Here is a 16,433-nt window from a genome sequence, read left to right on the forward strand (position 1 = left end):
CCTGAGGACGACGGGGGCCACACCCTCGTACCGGAGAAACCGCCGCGGACTACCGCAGGAAGGGATCCACCGCGACCGCCACGAACAGCAGCGAGACGTAGGTGATGGACCAGTGGAAGAGGCGCATCTCCTTGAGCTTGCCGCCGGTCGCCTCGGACTTCGCGCGGTTCTGCAGGCCGTGGGCCTCCCACAGCCACCAGCCGCCGGTGGTGAGGGCGACCGCGGTGTAGAACCAGCCGGTGTAGCCGAGGGGCTGGAGCAGCAGGGAGACGGCGACCATGACCCAGCTGTAGAGGACGATCTGGCGCGCGACGACCTTGTTGGAGGCGATCACCGGGAGCATGGGCACGCCCACACGCGCGTAGTCCTCCTTGACCCGCATGGACAGCGGCCAGTAGTGCGGCGGCGTCCAGAAGAACATCACGAGGAAGAGGATGACCGGCGCCCAGGACATCGAGTTGGTGACGGACGACCAGCCGATGAGGACGGGCAGGCAGCCCGCGATGCCGCCCCAGACGATGTTCTGGGAGGTTCGGCGCTTGAGGATCATCGTGTAGACGACCACGTAGAAGAGCAGCGCCCCGAGCGACAGCCAGGCGGACAGCCAGTTGACGGCGAGCCCGAACAGCAGCGTGGACACGACGGCGAGTGTGATGCCGAAGGCGAGGCACTCGCGGGGACTGACCATGCCGGTGACGAGCGGCCGCTGGGACGTTCGCTCCATGAGGGCGTCGATGTCGCGGTCGTACCACATGTTCAGCGCGTTGGCGCCGCCCGCGGACAGGTAGCCGCCGAGGCAGGTGATGAACACCAGCGTCAGGTCGGGCACCCCCTGCTCGGCGAGGAACATCACCGGAACGGTGGTGATCAGCAGCAGCTCGATGATTCGCGGCTTGGTCAGCGCCACGAATGCCTTGACTCGGGCCCCGAACGGCCGGTTGCTCGGGTTCTGGCTCGTCCCGAGTTCCCCCACTGCCTTAACGGCGTGGGAGGTGCCCCCTCCCGCTGGACGGGATTCAACGGCCGTCACGCACACCCCTGACAGAGACTCCCAGCAAGCCCTGCGTCGGACGTTCGGACATGAAGATCCGGTAAAGGCTCGCGCGTACCACGCCACTGTAGACGTTGCCCATACCTCGCCCTTCGCGGGGGTGGGTTCGTGTTGAGGGGCCAGACGAGCGGAGTTCGTGGGCGGGTTCGCCCCGGTGTGGACACCGGTGCGGCAAGCGGATGAGGCGACCAGATGAGCAGTTGCGCATTCACATGGTGAATACGGCGGAGCCCTTTCGGGAGGCGGATCGGGACGGGTCCCGGCAGTCTGGAATGACTCGAAAAAATGCACGTTCTCGCAGCGGTAGGCTCGACAGCGGCCGGTGCGATTCATACGCCGCCGGCATTCGACATGTGGAGAGGAGCCCTGACTCAGGGTGAGCACCAAGCCGACCACCACAGACCTCGAGTGGACCGAACTGGACCAGCGGGCTGTCGACACCGCCCGCGTCCTGGCCATGGATTCCGTACAGAAGGTCGGCAACGGCCATCCGGGTACGGCCATGAGCCTCGCGCCCGCCGCGTACACCCTTTTCCAGAAGGTGATGCGGCACGACCCGGCGGACGCCGACTGGACCGGGCGTGACCGTTTCGTGCTGTCCGCGGGCCACTCGTCCCTCACGCTGTACATCCAGCTGTACCTGGCCGGTTTCGGCCTGGAGCTCGATGACCTGAAGGCGTTCCGCACGTGGGGCTCGAAGACCCCGGGCCACCCGGAGTACGGCCACACCACGGGCGTGGAGACGACGACGGGCCCGCTCGGCCAGGGCGTCGCCAACGCCGTGGGCATGGCGATGGCCGCGCGGTACGAGCGCGGCCTCTTCGACCCGGACACCGCGTCCGGCGAGTCCCCCTTCGACCACTTCGTCTACGCGATCGCCGGTGACGGCTGCCTCCAGGAGGGCATCTCCGCCGAGGCGTCCTCGATGGCCGGTCACCAGAAGCTCGGCAACCTGATCCTGCTGTGGGACGACAACCACATCTCGATCGAGGGCGACACGGAGACCGCGGTGTCCGAGGACACCGAGAAGCGGTACGAGGCCTACGGCTGGCACGTCCAGCGCGTACAGCCGAAGGAGAACGGCGACCTGGACCCGGCCGCGCTGTACGCGGCGATCCAGGAGGCCAAGGCCGTCACGGACAAGCCGTCGTTCATCGCGATGCGTTCGATCATCGCCTGGCCGGCCCCGAACGCCCAGAACACCGAGGCCGCGCACGGCTCGGCGCTCGGCGACGAGGAGGTCGCGGCCACCAAGCGCGTCCTCGGCTTCGACCCGGAGCAGTCCTTCGAGGTCGCCGACGCGGTCCTCGCGCACACCCGCGAGGCGCTCGACCGCGGCCAGGAGGCCAAGGCGACCTGGGAGAAGGGCTTCGCCGCCTGGCGCACCAAGCAGCCGGAGCGCGCCGCCGAGTTCGACCGGATCGCCGCGGGCGAGCTGCCGTCGGGCTGGGAGGAGAAGCTCCCGGTCTTCGAGGCGGGCAAGGGCGTCGCGACGCGTGCCGCGTCCGGCAAGGTCCTGCAGGCGCTCGGCGCGGTGATCCCCGAGCTGTGGGGCGGCTCCGCCGACCTCGCCGGCTCGAACAACACCACGATCGACAAGACGTCGTCGTTCCTCCCGGCGGACAACCCGCTGCCGGAGGCGGACCCGTACGGCCGCACGATCCACTTCGGCATCCGTGAGCACTCCATGGCCGCGGAGATGAACGGCATCGCGCTGCACGGCAACACCCGCATCTTCGGCGGCACCTTCCTGGTGTTCTCCGACTACATGCGCAACGCCGTGCGCCTGTCCGCGCTGATGCACCTGCCGGTGACGTACGTGTGGACGCACGACTCCATCGGCCTCGGCGAGGACGGCCCGACGCACCAGCCGGTGGAGCACCTGGCCACGCTGCGCGCCATCCCGGGCCTGAACATCGTCCGCCCGGCCGACGCCAACGAGACGGCCGTCGCCTGGCGCGAGATCCTCAAGCGCTACACCAAGGTGTTCGGCAAGGGCGCCCCGCACGGTCTGGCGCTGACCCGCCAGGGCGTGCCGACGTACGACCGCGAGGTCACCGAGGGCGCGGTCAAGGGCGGTTACGTCCTGTTCGAGGCCGCGGGCGCCGACGGGCAGCAGGCCGCGCCCGAGGTCGTCCTCATCGGCACCGGCTCCGAGGTGCAGCTCGCCGTGCAGGCGCGCGAGGAGCTGCAGGCGGCGGGCGTGCCCACGCGCGTGGTCTCGATGCCGTCGGTCGAGTGGTTCGACGAGCAGGACCAGGGGTACCGGGACTCGGTGCTTCCGCCGTCGGTCAAGGCGCGCGTCGCGGTCGAGGCGGGCATCGGCCTGACCTGGCACCGGTTCGTCGGGGAGGCGGGGCGCATCGTTTCGCTGGAGCACTTCGGGGCTTCGGCGGACGGCAAGGTCCTCTTCCGCGAGTTCGGGTTCACTGCCGAGGCCGTGGCCGCCGCGGCGCGGGAATCGATCGCGGCCGCTCAGCGCTGACGCCCACATACGACCAAGTAGGAGATGTAATTCCATGACAGACGCACTCAAGCGCCTCTCCGACGAAGGCGTCGCGATCTGGCTGGACGACCTGTCGCGCAAGCGGATCACGTCCGGCAACCTCGCCGAACTCCTCGACGAGCAGCACGTCGTGGGTGTCACGACGAACCCGTCGATCTTCCAGAAGGCGATCTCCAGCGGCGACGGGTACGAGCAGCAGCTCACCGACCTCGCCGCGCGGAAGGTCACCGTCGACGAGGCGATCCGCATGATCACGACGGCGGACGTCCGCGACGCCGCCGACATCCTGCGGCCGGTGTTCGACGCGACCGAGGGCCAGGACGGCCGGGTGTCGATCGAGGTCGACCCGCGCCTCGCGCACCACACGCAGGCGACGGTCGCCGAGGCCAAGCAGCTCGCGTGGCTGGTGGACCGGCCGAACACGCTCATCAAGATCCCGGCGACGAAGGCGGGCCTGCCCGCCATCACCGAGGTCATCGGCAAGGGCATCAGCGTGAACGTGACGCTGATCTTCTCCCTCGAGCGCTACCGCGAGGTCATGGACGCCTACCTCGCGGGCCTGGAGAAGGCGAAGGCCGCGGGCCTGGACCTGGCCAAGATCCACTCGGTGGCGTCGTTCTTCGTGTCCCGCGTGGACACCGAGATCGACAAGCGCATCGACGCCCTCGGCACCGACGAGGCCAAGTCCGCGCGCGGCAAGGCCGGTCTGGCCAACGCCCGGCTGGCGTACGAGGCGTTCGAGGAGGTCTTCGGCTCCGACCGCTGGGCCGCCCTGGACAAGGCGCACGCCAACAAGCAGCGTCCGCTGTGGGCGTCGACGGGCGTGAAGGACAAGGCGTACAAGGACACGCTGTATGTCGACGACCTGGTCGCCCCGGGCACGGTGAACACCATGCCGGAGGCCACCCTGCAGGCCACCGCCGACCACGGCCAGATCACCGGCAACACCATCGCCGGGACGTACGACCAGTCGCGCGCCGAGATCGAGGCCGTCGAGAAGCTCGGGATCTCCTACGACGAGGTCGTACAGCTCCTGGAGGACGAGGGCGTCGAGAAGTTCGAGGCGGCCTGGAACGATCTGCTCAAGTCGACCGAGGCGGAGCTCAAGCGCCTCGCACCTTCGGAAGGCTAAGAACCTTGTCAAGCAGCAATCCGCTGCGTGACGCCGCGGACCGACGGCTCCCGCGTATCGCGGGGCCGTCGGGCCTGGTCATTTTTGGCGTCACGGGCGATTTGTCCCGTAAAAAGCTGATGCCCGCCGTGTACGACCTGGCCAACCGCGGGCTGCTGCCGCCGGGCTTCTCGCTCATCGGTTTCGCCCGCCGCGAATGGCAGGACGAGGACTTCGCGCAAGAGGTGCACGACGCCGTCAAGCAGCACGCGCGCACGCCCTTCCGCGAGGAGGTCTGGCAGCAGCTCATCCAGGGCATGCGCTTCGTCCAGGGCAACTTCGACGACGACGACGCCTTCGAGCAGCTCAAGGCGACCATCCAGGACCTGGACAAGAAGCAGGGCACGGGCGGCAACTTCGCCTTCTACCTCTCCGTGCCCCCGAAGTTCTTCCCGCAGGTCGTCCAGCAGCTCAAGAAGCACGAGCTGGCGGACGCCCCGGAGGGGTCCTGGCGGCGCGCGGTCATCGAGAAGCCGTTCGGGCACGACCTGAAGTCCGCCAAGGAACTGAACGCGATCGTGCACGAGGTGTTCGCCCCGGACCAGGTGTTCCGGATCGACCACTACCTCGGCAAGGAGACCGTCCAGAACATCCTGGCGCTGCGCTTCGCCAACCAGATGTTCGAGCCGATCTGGAACCGGTCGTACGTCGACCACATCCAGATCACGATGGCCGAGGACATCGGCATCGGCGGCCGCGCCGGGTACTACGACGGCATCGGCGCCGCCCGCGACGTCATCCAGAACCACCTGCTCCAGCTGATGGCGCTGACCGCGATGGAGGAGCCCGCCTCCTTCGACGCGGACGCCCTGGTAGCGGAGAAGGCCAAGGTCCTCGGCGCGGTGAAGCTGCCCAAGGACCTCGGCAAGGACACCGTGCGCGGGCAGTACGCCGCGGGCTGGCAGGGCGGCGAGAAGGCCGTCGGCTACCTCCAGGAAGACGGCATCGACCCCAAGTCGAAGACCGACACCTACGCCGCCATCAAGCTCCAGGTGGACAACCGCCGTTGGGCGGGCGTCCCGTTCTACCTGCGCACCGGCAAGCGCCTCGGCCGCCGCGTCACCGAGATCGCGGTCGTCTTCCAGCGCGCGCCGCACTCCCCCTTCGACCACACCGCGACCGAGGAGCTCGGGCAGAACGCGATCGTCATCCGCGTCCAGCCGGACGAGGGCATCACGGTCCGCTTCGGCTCGAAGGTGCCGGGCACGTCGATGGAGATCCGGGACGTGTCGATGGACTTCGCGTACGGCGAGTCCTTCACCGAGTCCAGCCCGGAGGCGTACGAGCGCCTGATCCTGGACGTCCTGCTCGGCGACGCCAACCTCTTCCCGCGCACGGAGGAGGTCGAGCTGTCCTGGAACATCCTCGACCCGATCGAGGAGTACTGGGACAAGCACGGCAAGCCCGCGCAGTACCCGGCCGGTACCTGGGGCCCGGTCGAGGCGGACGAAATGCTCGCACAAGACGGACGGAGCTGGCGTCGGCCATGAAGATCGACCTGACGGACACCACGGCCAGCAAGATCAACAAGGCCCTCGTGCAGGGCCGCCGCGCGATCGGCACCCCGGCCGTCGGCATGGTGCTCACCCTCGTCATCGTCACCGACGAGGAGAACGCCTACGACGCGCTGCGGGCCGCGAGCGAGGCCTCGCGCGAGCACCCCTCGCGCACGCTGGTCGTCATCAAGCGGGTCTCGCGCTCGCCGCGGGACCGCACGACCTCGCGCCTGGACGCCGAGGTCCGGGTCGGCGCGGACGCGGGCACCGGCGAAACGGTCATCCTGCGGCTCTACGGCGAGGTCCTCAACCACGCCCAGTCGGTGGTCCTGCCGCTGCTCCTGCCGGACGCGCCCGTCGTCGCCTGGTGGCCGGTGAACGCGCCGCTCGACCCGGCGCAGGACCCCCTCGGCGCGCTCGCCCAGCGCCGCGTCACGGACACGTACGCCGCCGAGCAGCCCATCCACGAACTGACCGCCCGTGCCGACGCCTACCACCCCGGCGACACGGACCTGTCCTGGACCCGCATCACGCCCTGGCGCTCGATGCTGGCCGCGGCCCTGGACCAGGTCTCGTGCGAGGTCACCGCCGCGGAGGTGGACGGCGAGGAGTTCAACCCGAGCGTCGAACTCCTCGCGATGTGGCTGGCGGAGCGGCTCTCCGTGCCGGTCCGGCGCACGGTGTCGCCGGGCCCCGGCCTCACCGGCGTGCGCATGGAGACCAACTGCGGCCCGATCGTGCTCGACCGGGCCGACGGCGCCCTCGCCACGCTGTCCATCCAGGGTCAGCCGGACCGCGCGGTCGCGCTCAAGCGCCGGGAGACGTCCGAGCTGATCGCGGAGGAGCTGCGGCGCCTGGACCCGGACGACACGTACGCGGCCGCGCTGCGGTTCGGCGTGGACCGGCTCGGCGAGTCGGTGGCATCCGGCGTGTCCTCGGACAGCTCCGGGGCCGTGCCGGACGGCGCCGCGGGCGGCGACACCGCCAAGGCCGGGTCTGGTTCTGGAGCAGCCAAGAAGGCGGCGGCCAAGGCTCCGGCCAAGAAGGCGGCCGCCAAGTGACTGCGGCTGCGCAGCTCGTCGTCCACCGCGACAAGGAGCTGATGGCGCAGGCCGCCGCGGCCCGGCTGATCACGAAGATCGTCGACGCCCAGGCGGCCCGCGGCTCCGCGTCCGTGGTCCTCACGGGCGGCCGCAACGGCAACGGCCTGCTCGCGGCGCTCAGTTCGGCCCCCGCGCGCGACGCCGTGGACTGGTCCCGCCTCGACCTGTGGTGGGGCGACGAACGGTTCCTGCCGGAGGGCGACCCCGAGCGCAACTACACGCAGGCCCGCGCGGCCCTGCTCGACTCGGTGCCGCTCGACCCGGCGCGGGTGCACCCGATGCCCGCGTCCGACGGCCCGTACGCGGTGGGCGCCGACGGGGACGGCGCGGACGCGGCAGCGGCGGCCTACGCGGCCGAGCTGGCCGCGGCGGCCGGGCCCGAGCACTACCAGTCGGCGGCCGGCGCCGCGGGCGGTCCCGTGCCGACGTTCGACGTGCTGATGCTGGGCGTCGGCCCGGACACGCATGTGGCGTCGCTCTTCCCGGAGTCGCCCGCGGTCCGGGAGACGGAGCGCACGGTGGTCGGCGTGCACGGCGCGCCCAAGCCGCCGCCCACCCGCGTCTCGATGACGCTTCCGGCGATCCGGTCGGCCCGCGAGGTGTGGTTGCTCGCGGCCGGCGAGGACAAGGCGAAGGCCGCGGCGATCGCGCTGTCCGGGGCGGGCGAGGTGCAGGCCCCGGCGGCGGGCGCCCACGGCCGCTCGCGCACGCTGTGGCTCCTGGACGCGGCGGCGGCCTCGCAGTTGCCGCGGGGGCTGTATCCCCCGGCGTCGCCCTGAGGCACCCGCGCACGTGAAGGGCTCCCGCACTGTTCGTCGGTGCGGGGGCCCTTCGGCGTACGAGGGCCTGGTGTCAGGGAAGCCGGCTCGCGTGGGCCGGGTGCCGGCGCAGCCGGATGCCGTGGAAGCGGCGCAGGCGGCTCATCTCCAAAAGGGCGATGCCGGTGACCGCCACGGGTGCGCCCAGGATGAACAGCACGCCCAGGGTGAGGCTCAGGCCGTGCAGGTCGCCGGTGATCAGGTCGGGCAGGGCCATCAGCCAGGACGTGACGGAGGCGAGCAGCGGCGGCAGGCAGCGGTGGACGGCCGCGGTGCCGAAGAAGTTGCTGTTGATCCGCACGGCCGCGCGGACGACGAACGCCATCATCCAGAACACGGCGGGCGCGATGGCCAGCACGGGCGCACCGGCGTTCGACCCCATGGACAGCAGCAGCAACGTGCCGAGGACCGCCGCGACGAAGCCGAGCAGCAGCTTGAGCGATCCGAACAGCTGCGTCCTGAGCACCCGCAGCGGACCGTCGCGCCGCCACACGAACAGCATCGCGCCGACCGTCAGCGGAGTGACGAGCAGCAGCACCAGACAGGCGATGGCCAGGTTCTCCAGGACCTCCTCGAACGCGAAGTCCTGGGCCACGAAGGTGTACACGCCGACCGCCGCGACCAGGCCCGCGCTGACGCGGAAGCGCTTGAGGTCCTCCACCAGCGGGTCGACCGGGTCCGGGATCCAGGTGGGGTCGAAGAGCCGCCGGGCCGCCCTCTTGGGCCATAACGGCGAACGGTAGCGCTCACGTTGGCCGTCCACGCGCGTGCCGGGCCACTGACTCATACGGTGATCCCCCGATCGCCGGTTCACTGAGCGGCCCTAAATCGTAGGACACACTGCGTGGCCTGTGCACCCGAAACGAGCCCCCGGACCACTGGGGTCCGGGGGCTCGGGGTTTCAGCAGCTCAGGGCCGCAGTGCCGCGCGGGGTCAGGCGTGGGATCAACGCCCGCGCAGCTCCCGGTACTTGGCGACCAGGGCCGTCGTCGAGGCGTCCAGGCCGGGCACGTCGGCGCCCTCGGTCAGCGCGGGCTCCACCCGCTTGGCGAGGACCTTGCCGAGCTCGACGCCCCACTGGTCGAAGGAGTCGATGTTCCAGACGGCACCCTGCACGAACACCTTGTGTTCGTAGAGCGCGATGAGCTGGCCGAGGACCGAGGGGGTCAGCTCGCTCGCGAGGACCGTCGTCGTCGGGTGGTTGCCCTGGAACGTCTTGTGCGGCACCAGCTCCTCGGGCACGCCCTCCGCGCGCACCTCGTCGGGCGTCTTGCCGAAGGCCAGCGCCTGCGTCTGCGCGAAGAAGTTGGCCATCAGCAGGTCGTGCTGGGCGACCAGGCCCGGCCTCAGGTCGTCGACCGGCTTGGCGAAGCCGATGAAGTCGGCCGGGATGAGCTTCGTGCCCTGGTGGATGAGCTGGTAGTAGGCGTGCTGTCCGTTCGTGCCCGGCGTGCCCCACACGACCGGGCCGGTCTGCCACCCGACCGGATCGCCGTCGCGGTCCACGGACTTGCCGTTGGACTCCATGTCGAGCTGCTGGAGGTACGCCGTGAACTTGGACAGGTAGTGCGAGTACGGCAGCACCGCGTGCGACTGCGCGTCGTGGAAGTTGCCGTACCAGACACCGAGCAGGCCGAGCAGCAGCGGCACGTTCTCCTCGGCGGGCGCCGTGCGGAAGTGCTCGTCGACGAGCCGGAACCCGTCGAGCATCTCGCGGAAGCGGTCCGGGCCGATGGCGATCATCAGGGCGAGGCCGATCGCCGAGTCGTACGAGTAGCGCCCGCCGACCCAGTCCCAGAACTCGAACATGTTGGCCGTGTCGATGCCGAAGTCGGCGACCTTCTCGGTGTTCGTCGACAGGGCCACGAAGTGCTTGGCGACGGCGCTCTCGTCGGCCTGGAGCTGAGTGAGCAGCCAGTTCCGCGCGGAGGTCGCGTTCGTGATCGTCTCGATCGTGGTGAACGTCTTCGAGGCGATGACGAACAGCGTCTCGGCGGCGTCCAGGTCCCGAATCGCCTCGTGCAGGTCGGCGCCGTCCACGTTGGACACGAAGCGGACGGTCAGGTCGCGGTCGGTGAAGGACCGCAGCGCCTCGTACGCCATGGCGGGGCCGAGGTCGGAGCCGCCGATGCCGACGTTCACGATGTTCTTGATGCGCTTGCCGGTGTGGCCGGTCCAGGCGCCGGAGCGGATCTTGTCGGCGAACGCGGACATCTTGTCGAGCACGGCGTGCACACCCGGCACCACGTTCTCGCCGTCGACCTCGACGACCGCGTCCCGCGCGGCGCGCAGCGCGGTGTGCAGCACCGCGCGGTCCTCGGTGGTGTTGATCTTCTCGCCGCGGAACATGGCATCGCGCAGCCCGAAGACGTCCGTCGCCGTCGCGAGGTCCCGCAGCAGCGTCAGGGTCTCGTCGGTCACCAGGTGCTTGGAGTAGTCGATGTGCAGGTCGCCCACCCGGAGGGTGTAGCCGGTGCCGCGCGCCGGATCAGCGTCGAACAGCTCCCGCAGCCGCACCTCCCCCAGCTGCTCCTTGTGCTTGGCCAGCGCCGCCCATTCCGGCGTCTGATTCAGCTTGGTGCGGACTTCTGCGTTCATCTCGGACTTCAGCTCTCTCTCGCGTACAACCTGAGTACCGTGCGTGCGCCCCGCTGCCCTCCCAACCTAATTGATCAGCGAGCGGTTTGAGTTGTCTGTCCGCTGTCGGCCGACTTAAGCGCGGGCAGCAACGCGGTGACCGCGAGCACGAACAGGACGGCCGCGAGCAGCGCCGGGGTGTGCGCGCCCCACCCGGCGGCCGCGGCACCGCCGAGCAGCGCCCCGAGCGGCGCCCCGGCGATCGCGAGGGTCCGGAACGCGGAGCTGATCCGGCCCAGCATCTCGGCGGGCCCGCGCTCCTGCATCAGGGTCCTGGTGCTCACGTTCCACACCATGCCCATGACGCCGAACAGGGCCATCGCGGCGACCAGCGCCACGAGGTCGCGCACGGTGCCCATCACGACGAGCGCGGCGATCTGGACTGCCCCGGCGACGAGCACACCGCGCATCCGGCCGAGGCGGCGCGCGAGCCGTCCCGCGAGCACCCCGCCGACCAGGCTCCCGGCGGCGTAGGCCGTCATCGCTGCCGCGTACCCGCCGCTGCCCGCACCGAGCTGGCCGGTCACGAGGACCACGAGGGTGGCGATCAGGGCGCCCATGCCGACGTTGCACAGCGCGGTGGCCACGCACAGCCCGCGCAGCGCCCGGTCCTGCCACAGGGCGCACAGCCCGGCGGCGATGTCGGAGCGCAGCGTGGCCCCGGCGGGTCTGGGCGGGTGCTCGGGGGCGGGCACCCGCAGGGACGCCACGAGTACCGCCGCGAGGAGGTACGTGGCCGCGTCGGCCGCGTACGGCAGGGAGTCGGAGGAGGCGAGCAGCAGGGGCACGGCGGGGGCGGCGAGGAGGCCGCCGGCGAGTTGCTGTCCGGTCAGGAGCCGGGCGTTCGCACTGGCCAGGGCGTCCCGGTCCACCAGGGCGGGCAGCAGGGCCGTAGCGGCGTTGTCGAACAGCGTCTGGAGCGTGGTGAGCGCCAGGGCCAGCGCGATCAGCAGCCCGATCGTGGCATGCCCGGCGGCGACGGCCACGGCGAAGGCCGCCACCAGCAGGCCCCGGGCCACGTCCACGGCCCACATGGCGCGCCGCTGGTCGACGCGGTCGGCGACGGCGCCGCCGAGCAGTCCGAAGACGAGCCAGGGCAGATAGCCGCAGGCGGTGACGGAGGCGATGAGCAGCGGGTCGTCGGTGAGGGAGGCGGCGAGCAGCGGCAGGGCGGCCTTGCGCAGCGCGTCGCCGAAGCTGGAGAGCACCGCGGCGCCCCACAGCCGCCCGAACCCCCCGCGCCAGGCGACACTTCGCGCGCCCACGTCCGGCGCTTGCACCGCAGCCGTCACAACTCCCCCTCCCGACCCCGTGGTTCACGGCACGGCCCGGCGGTTCCCCTGGGTCCCGCAGGGTTCACCGAGCCACGGTCAAACCGTAGACGCCACCACTGACATCGGGCCGGGCGCTCCGCTGACCAGCGGCTTCGGGCTGAAGGAGAGCAAGCCGCAGCCACCGCTCAAGGCCGGAGGACAGACAGCTCCGGCCGGGCACCCGAGGGTGTCCGGCCGGTTCTCAAGTCTTAGATCTCGCCCCGCAGTTTGGCGAGCGCTTCCGCGAGGATGGCCTCGCCGTCCGCGTCGCTGCGCCGCTCACGGACGTACGCGAGGTGCGTCTTGTACGGCTCGGTGCGCGGCGGGTCCGGGGGGTTGTCCCGGTCCTGGCCCGCCGGAAAGCCGCAGCGGGGGCAGTCCCAGGTGTCGGGGACCTGCGCGTCGCTGGCGAAGCTCGGCTGCGTCTCGTGCCCGTTGGAGCACCAGAAGGAGATGCGCAGCCGCGGCGCGGACTCGCCGCGCTCGGCCTCGCCCATCGGCCCCGCCCCGACCCGGCTTCCCCGGATCGCGTTGCCACTTGCCACGGTCGTAACTCCCTGCGTGATGGTGCTGCCTGTGTCGAACGGCGGCTGCGCCGCGGGGTCGACTGCCGGCTCCGCTGCGGGTGCCTCAGTCTACGTAAGGCCCAACGCGCGTCCAGTGTTGGGAGTTACACCCCACCCCGACACGCAAGCCCCATGATAAGCCGCGCACGGGGGCGCGTACTGAACATGGGGCTATGAGCGGGACAGCGAACCAAACCGCCGCCGAAAGGGCGGGCGGCACCGTCTGCTGTCAGTTGTTGACCTTCATCAGGATGCCGAGCACGACAATGCTCGCGAACCACAGCAGACCGACCACGACCGTGATGCGGTCGAGGTTGCGCTCGGCGACCGAGGAGCCGCCGACGGACGACTGCATGCCGCCACCGAACATGTCGGAAAGGCCGCCGCCCTTGCCCTTGTGCATCAGCACCAGCAGCATCAGCAGCAGGCTGAAGACGATCAGGGCGATCGAGAACCCCATAACCACGGCTGGACCAACTTCCTCGGATCTGAATCGACGACGGGGCCCGAAGCTTTTCGGTGAGCACCAATAGCTCGGGAACAAGCCTCGGACCCCGCAAGGGTACGACGTATCGCCGCTAGCGCATACTCACTGGTCTCGTCACTGGTCGCCGAAGCGAACGATCTTGACGAACTCGTCGGCGTCGAGTGCCGCGCCGCCCACCAGGGCCCCGTCGACGTCGGGCTGCGCCATGATGTCGGCGACGTTCTTCGCCTTCACGGAGCCGCCGTACTGGATGCGGACCTTGTCGGCGAGATCCTGCGAGTACAGCTCGGCGAGGCGGCCGCGGATCGCGCCGCACACCTCCTGCGCGTCCTCGGGGGTCGCGACCTCACCGGTGCCGATGGCCCACACCGGCTCGTAGGCGATCACGATGGACTCGGCCTGCTCGGCCGGGACGTCCTTGAGGCCGCCGTCGAGCTGGTTCAGCGTGTACTGGACCTGCTGGCCGGCCTTGCGGATGTCCAGGCCCTCGCCGATACACAGGATCGGCGTGATGCCGTGCTTGAACGCGGCCTTGACCTTGGCGTTGCAGAGCTCGTCGGTCTCGTTGTGGTACTGGCGGCGCTCGGAGTGGCCCACGGCCACGTACGTGCACTTCAGCTTGGCCAGCATCGGGCCGGAGATCTCGCCGGTGTAGGCACCGGAGTCGTGCGCCGAGATGTCCTGGGCGCCGTACTTGATCTTGAGCTTGTCGCCGTCGACCAGGGTCTGCACGGAGCGCAGATCGGTGAAGGGCGGCAGGACGGCGACCTCGACGGCCTCGTAGTCCTTGTCGGCCAGCGCGAACGCGAGCTTCTGGGTGTGCGCGATGGCCTCGAGGTGGTTGAGGTTCATCTTCCAGTTGCCCGCCATGATCGGCGTGCGGGTGGTCTGATTCGTCATGAGGGGTGTCAGTTCTCCAGTGCGGCGAGGCCGGGGAGCGTCTTGCCCTCGAGGTATTCGAGGGAGGCGCCGCCACCGGTCGAGATGTGACCGAATGCGTTCTCGTCGAAGCCCAGGATGCGCACGGCCGCGGCGGAGTCGCCGCCGCCGACGACCGTGAAGGCCGACGAGTCGAGAAGGGCCTGGGCGACCGCCTTGGTGCCCTCGGCGTAGTCGGGGTGCTCGAAGACGCCCATGGGGCCGTTCCAGAAGACGGTGGCGGCGTCGGCGAGCTTCGCGGCGTAGAGCTTACGGGTCTCGGGGCCGATGTCGAGGCCCTCCTGGTCGGCCGGGATGGCGTCCGCGGCGACCGTGGTGGGGTGGGCCGGGGCCTTGGTCTTCAGGTCCGGGAACTCCGTCGAGACCAGGACGTCGACGGGCAGGACGAACTCGACGCCCTTCTCCTCGGCACGCTTGAGGTAGCCGAGCACCGCCGGGATCTGGTCCTCCTGCAGCAGGGAGATGCCGACCTCGTGGCCCTGCGCCTTGAGGAAGGTGTACGCCATGCCGCCGCCGATGAGGATGCGGTCGGCCTTCTCCAGGAGGTGGTCGATGACGCCGAGCTTGTCGGAGACCTTGGCGCCGCCGAGGACGACCGCGTAGGGCCGCCGCACGTCGTCGGTGAGCTTCTTCAGGACGCCGACCTCGTTGGCGATGAGGTAACCGGCGTAGTGCGGCAGCCGCGCGGGAAGGTCGAACACGGAGGCGTGCCGACGGTGCACGGCGCCGAAACCGTCGCCTACGTAGACATCGGCCAGGGCCGCGAGCTGGTCGGCGAAGACGCCGCGCTCGGCGTCGTCCTTGGCCGTCTCACCGGCGTTGAAGCGCAGGTTCTCGATGACGGCGACCTGGCCGTCGGTGAGGGCGGCGACGGTGGCCTTGGCCGAGTCGCCGACGGTGTCGGTGGCGAACCGGACGTCGGTGTCCAGGAGTTCACCGATCCGCGTCGCGGCCGGGGCCAGCGAGAAGGCCGGGTCCGGCGCGCCCTTGGGGCGGCCCAGGTGCGAGGCGACGACCACGCGGGCACCGGCCTCGGCGAGCGCCTTCACGGTGGGCAGGACCGCGCGGATGCGGCCGTCGTCGGTGATGGTCGTGCCGTCGAGCGGCACGTTGAGGTCGGCGCGGACGAAGACCCGCTTGCCTGCGACACCGTCGGCGAGAAGTTCGTCGATCGTCTTCATGTAATAGGACTCCGTGACTGGGACTTCTGGAGAAGGGCTCACGCACCACAGGGTCCGAACCGCGCCACGTTGCGCTGTCCGGACCCTGTGCTCACATCGAGATGCCTGGCTCTGAGACGCTGCCCGCTTAGAGCTGGCCGCCGACGAAGACCGTGAGGTCGACGAGACGGTTGGAGTAGCCCCACTCGTTGTCGTACCAGCCGAGGATCTTCACCGACTTGCCCTCCTGGACCATGGTCAGGGAGGAGTCGAAGGTGCAGGAGGCCGGGTCGCTGACGATGTCGGACGACACGATCGGGTCCTCGGTGTAGTAGAGGATGCCCTTCAGGTCACCGTCGTCGGCGGCCTTCTTGAACGCGGCGTTGACCTCGTCCTTGGTGACCTCGCGCTGCAGCTCGACGACCAGGTCGGTGGCGGAGCCCGTCGGGACCGGCACGCGCATGGCGATGCCGTCGAGCTTGCCCTTGAGCTGCGGCAGGACCAGGGCGGTGGCCTTCGCGGCACCGGTCGTGGTCGGAATGATGTTCTCGGCGGCGGCGCGGGCGCGGCGCAGGTCCGAGTGCGGGAAGTCCAGGATGCGCTGGTCGTTGGTGTACGCGTGCACCGTCGTCATCAGGCCCTTGACGATGCCGAAGTTCTCGTCGAGAACCTTGGCCATCGGCGCCACGCAGTTGGTGGTGCAGGAGGCGTTGGAGATGACGTGGTGGTTGGCGGCGTCGTACTTGTCCTGGTTGACGCCCATCACGATGGTGATGTCCTCGTCCTTGGCCGGAGCCGAGATGAGGACCTTCTTGGCGCCGCCGGCGATGTGCTTCTCGGCGTCGGCCTTCTTCGTGAAGATGCCCGTGGACTCGATCACGATGTCGACGCCCAGCTGGCCCCACGGGATGTCGGCGGGGTTGCGCTCGGACAGCACCTTGATGGTGTGGCCGTCGACGGTGATGGTGTCCTCGGTGTGGGACACCTCGGCCTTGAGGCGGCCCAGGATGGTGTCGTACTTGAGCAGGTGCGCCGTCGTGGCGGTGTCACCCAGGTCGTTGACAGCTACGATCTCGATGTCCGCACCCTGCTCGAGGAGCGCGCGGAAGTAGTTGCGCCCGATGCGGCCAAAGCCGTTGATGCCTACGCGGATCGTCACGAACCGATCTCCTCGTTGGTACGCCGG

General features: G+C 69.9%; 14 protein-coding genes. 5 read left to right on the forward strand and 9 right to left on the reverse strand.

The genetic code is table 11. The annotated features are described in order from the left end of the window. Positions 1-49: 49 nt before the first annotated feature. The gene (locus IE274_RS17180) at positions 50-1,036 is read right to left on the reverse strand and encodes a heme o synthase (protein WP_190116657.1); all 987 of its coding nucleotides are present in this window, start codon (positions 1,034-1,036) and stop codon (positions 50-52) included. A gap of 391 nt (positions 1,037-1,427) precedes the next feature. Between IE274_RS17180 and tkt the strand changes: the two genes are divergently transcribed. The 5 genes from tkt to pgl are packed head-to-tail and all read left to right on the forward strand — an operon-like array spanning position 1,428 to position 8,106. Continuing rightward, complete coding sequence (tkt, locus tag IE274_RS17185; RefSeq protein WP_190116658.1) at positions 1,428-3,536, forward strand: transketolase; 2,109 nt, start codon at positions 1,428-1,430, stop codon at positions 3,534-3,536. 34 nt (positions 3,537-3,570) lie between these two features. Further along, the gene (gene tal / locus IE274_RS17190) at positions 3,571-4,689 is read left to right on the forward strand and encodes a transaldolase (protein ID WP_190116659.1); all 1,119 of its coding nucleotides are present in this window, start codon (positions 3,571-3,573) and stop codon (positions 4,687-4,689) included. A gap of 5 nt (positions 4,690-4,694) precedes the next feature. After that, complete coding sequence (gene zwf, locus IE274_RS17195) at positions 4,695-6,218, forward strand: glucose-6-phosphate dehydrogenase (RefSeq protein ID WP_190116660.1); 1,524 nt, start codon at positions 4,695-4,697, stop codon at positions 6,216-6,218. Next, positions 6,215-7,285 carry a glucose-6-phosphate dehydrogenase assembly protein OpcA gene (gene opcA / locus IE274_RS17200; RefSeq protein WP_190116661.1) on the forward strand — a complete coding sequence of 357 codons (1,071 nt, stop codon included), beginning with the start codon at positions 6,215-6,217 and terminating at the stop codon, positions 7,283-7,285. The genes zwf and opcA overlap by 4 nt, the downstream gene beginning before the upstream one ends. Before the next feature lie 41 nt (positions 7,286-7,326). After that, a complete protein-coding gene (gene pgl / locus IE274_RS17205) occupies positions 7,327-8,106 on the forward strand; it encodes a 6-phosphogluconolactonase (RefSeq protein WP_229909643.1) in 780 nt (259 codons plus the stop codon). 73 nt (positions 8,107-8,179) lie between these two features. Here pgl and IE274_RS17210 read toward each other — a convergent pair whose 3' ends face one another. The 8 genes from IE274_RS17210 to gap form a co-directional block, all read right to left on the reverse strand. Then, positions 8,180-8,932, reverse strand: coding sequence for a hypothetical protein (locus IE274_RS17210; protein ID WP_190116663.1), 753 nt, complete (start codon positions 8,930-8,932; stop codon positions 8,180-8,182). Positions 8,933-9,090: 158 nt separating this feature from the next. Further along, entirely contained in the window at positions 9,091-10,743 is a 1,653-nt protein-coding gene (pgi, locus tag IE274_RS17215) for a glucose-6-phosphate isomerase (RefSeq protein ID WP_190116664.1), read from the reverse strand. 74 nt (positions 10,744-10,817) lie between these two features. Then, positions 10,818-12,074, reverse strand: coding sequence for an MFS transporter (locus tag IE274_RS17220; RefSeq protein ID WP_308437272.1), 1,257 nt, complete (start codon positions 12,072-12,074; stop codon positions 10,818-10,820). A gap of 230 nt (positions 12,075-12,304) precedes the next feature. Then, complete coding sequence (locus tag IE274_RS17225) at positions 12,305-12,640, reverse strand: RNA polymerase-binding protein RbpA (protein ID WP_003957010.1); 336 nt, start codon at positions 12,638-12,640, stop codon at positions 12,305-12,307. A gap of 250 nt (positions 12,641-12,890) precedes the next feature. Beyond that, entirely contained in the window at positions 12,891-13,121 is a 231-nt protein-coding gene (gene secG / locus IE274_RS17230; RefSeq protein WP_030358806.1) for a preprotein translocase subunit SecG, read from the reverse strand. A 141-nt stretch (positions 13,122-13,262) separates the two neighbouring features. Next, the gene (gene tpiA / locus IE274_RS17235) at positions 13,263-14,048 is read right to left on the reverse strand and encodes a triose-phosphate isomerase (RefSeq protein ID WP_190116665.1); all 786 of its coding nucleotides are present in this window, start codon (positions 14,046-14,048) and stop codon (positions 13,263-13,265) included. Between the two features lie 8 nt (positions 14,049-14,056). Then, positions 14,057-15,268: a phosphoglycerate kinase gene (locus IE274_RS17240; protein ID WP_190116666.1), complete on the reverse strand. Its 1,212-nt coding sequence runs from the start codon at positions 15,266-15,268 to the stop codon at positions 14,057-14,059. Between the two features lie 127 nt (positions 15,269-15,395). Beyond that, positions 15,396-16,406, reverse strand: coding sequence for a type I glyceraldehyde-3-phosphate dehydrogenase (gap, locus tag IE274_RS17245; protein WP_030358803.1), 1,011 nt, complete (start codon positions 16,404-16,406; stop codon positions 15,396-15,398). Between the last annotated feature and the right edge of the window lie 27 nt (positions 16,407-16,433).

It is taken from the genome of Streptomyces flavofungini, from assembly GCF_014650815.1.
Classification (GTDB): domain Bacteria; phylum Actinomycetota; class Actinomycetes; order Streptomycetales; family Streptomycetaceae; genus Streptomyces; species Streptomyces flavofungini.

Bases quoted from the DNA above. Each gene is read 5' to 3' on its own strand.
- tal (WP_190116659.1), top strand. From the start codon at position 3,571: ATGACAGACGCACTCAAGCGCCTCTCCGACGAAGGCGTCGCGATCTGG.
- opcA (WP_190116661.1), top strand. From the start codon at position 6,215: ATGAAGATCGACCTGACGGACACCACGGCCAGCAAGATCAACAAGGCC.
- pgl (WP_229909643.1), top strand. From the start codon at position 7,327: ATGGCGCAGGCCGCCGCGGCCCGGCTGATCACGAAGATCGTCGACGCC.
- IE274_RS17210 (WP_190116663.1), bottom strand. From the start codon at position 8,932: ATGAGTCAGTGGCCCGGCACGCGCGTGGACGGCCAACGTGAGCGCTAC.
- pgi (WP_190116664.1), bottom strand. From the start codon at position 10,743: ATGAACGCAGAAGTCCGCACCAAGCTGAATCAGACGCCGGAATGGGCG.
- secG (WP_030358806.1), bottom strand. From the start codon at position 13,121: ATGGGGTTCTCGATCGCCCTGATCGTCTTCAGCCTGCTGCTGATGCTG.
- tpiA (WP_190116665.1), bottom strand. From the start codon at position 14,048: ATGACGAATCAGACCACCCGCACGCCGATCATGGCGGGCAACTGGAAG.
- IE274_RS17240 (WP_190116666.1), bottom strand. From the start codon at position 15,268: ATGAAGACGATCGACGAACTTCTCGCCGACGGTGTCGCAGGCAAGCGG.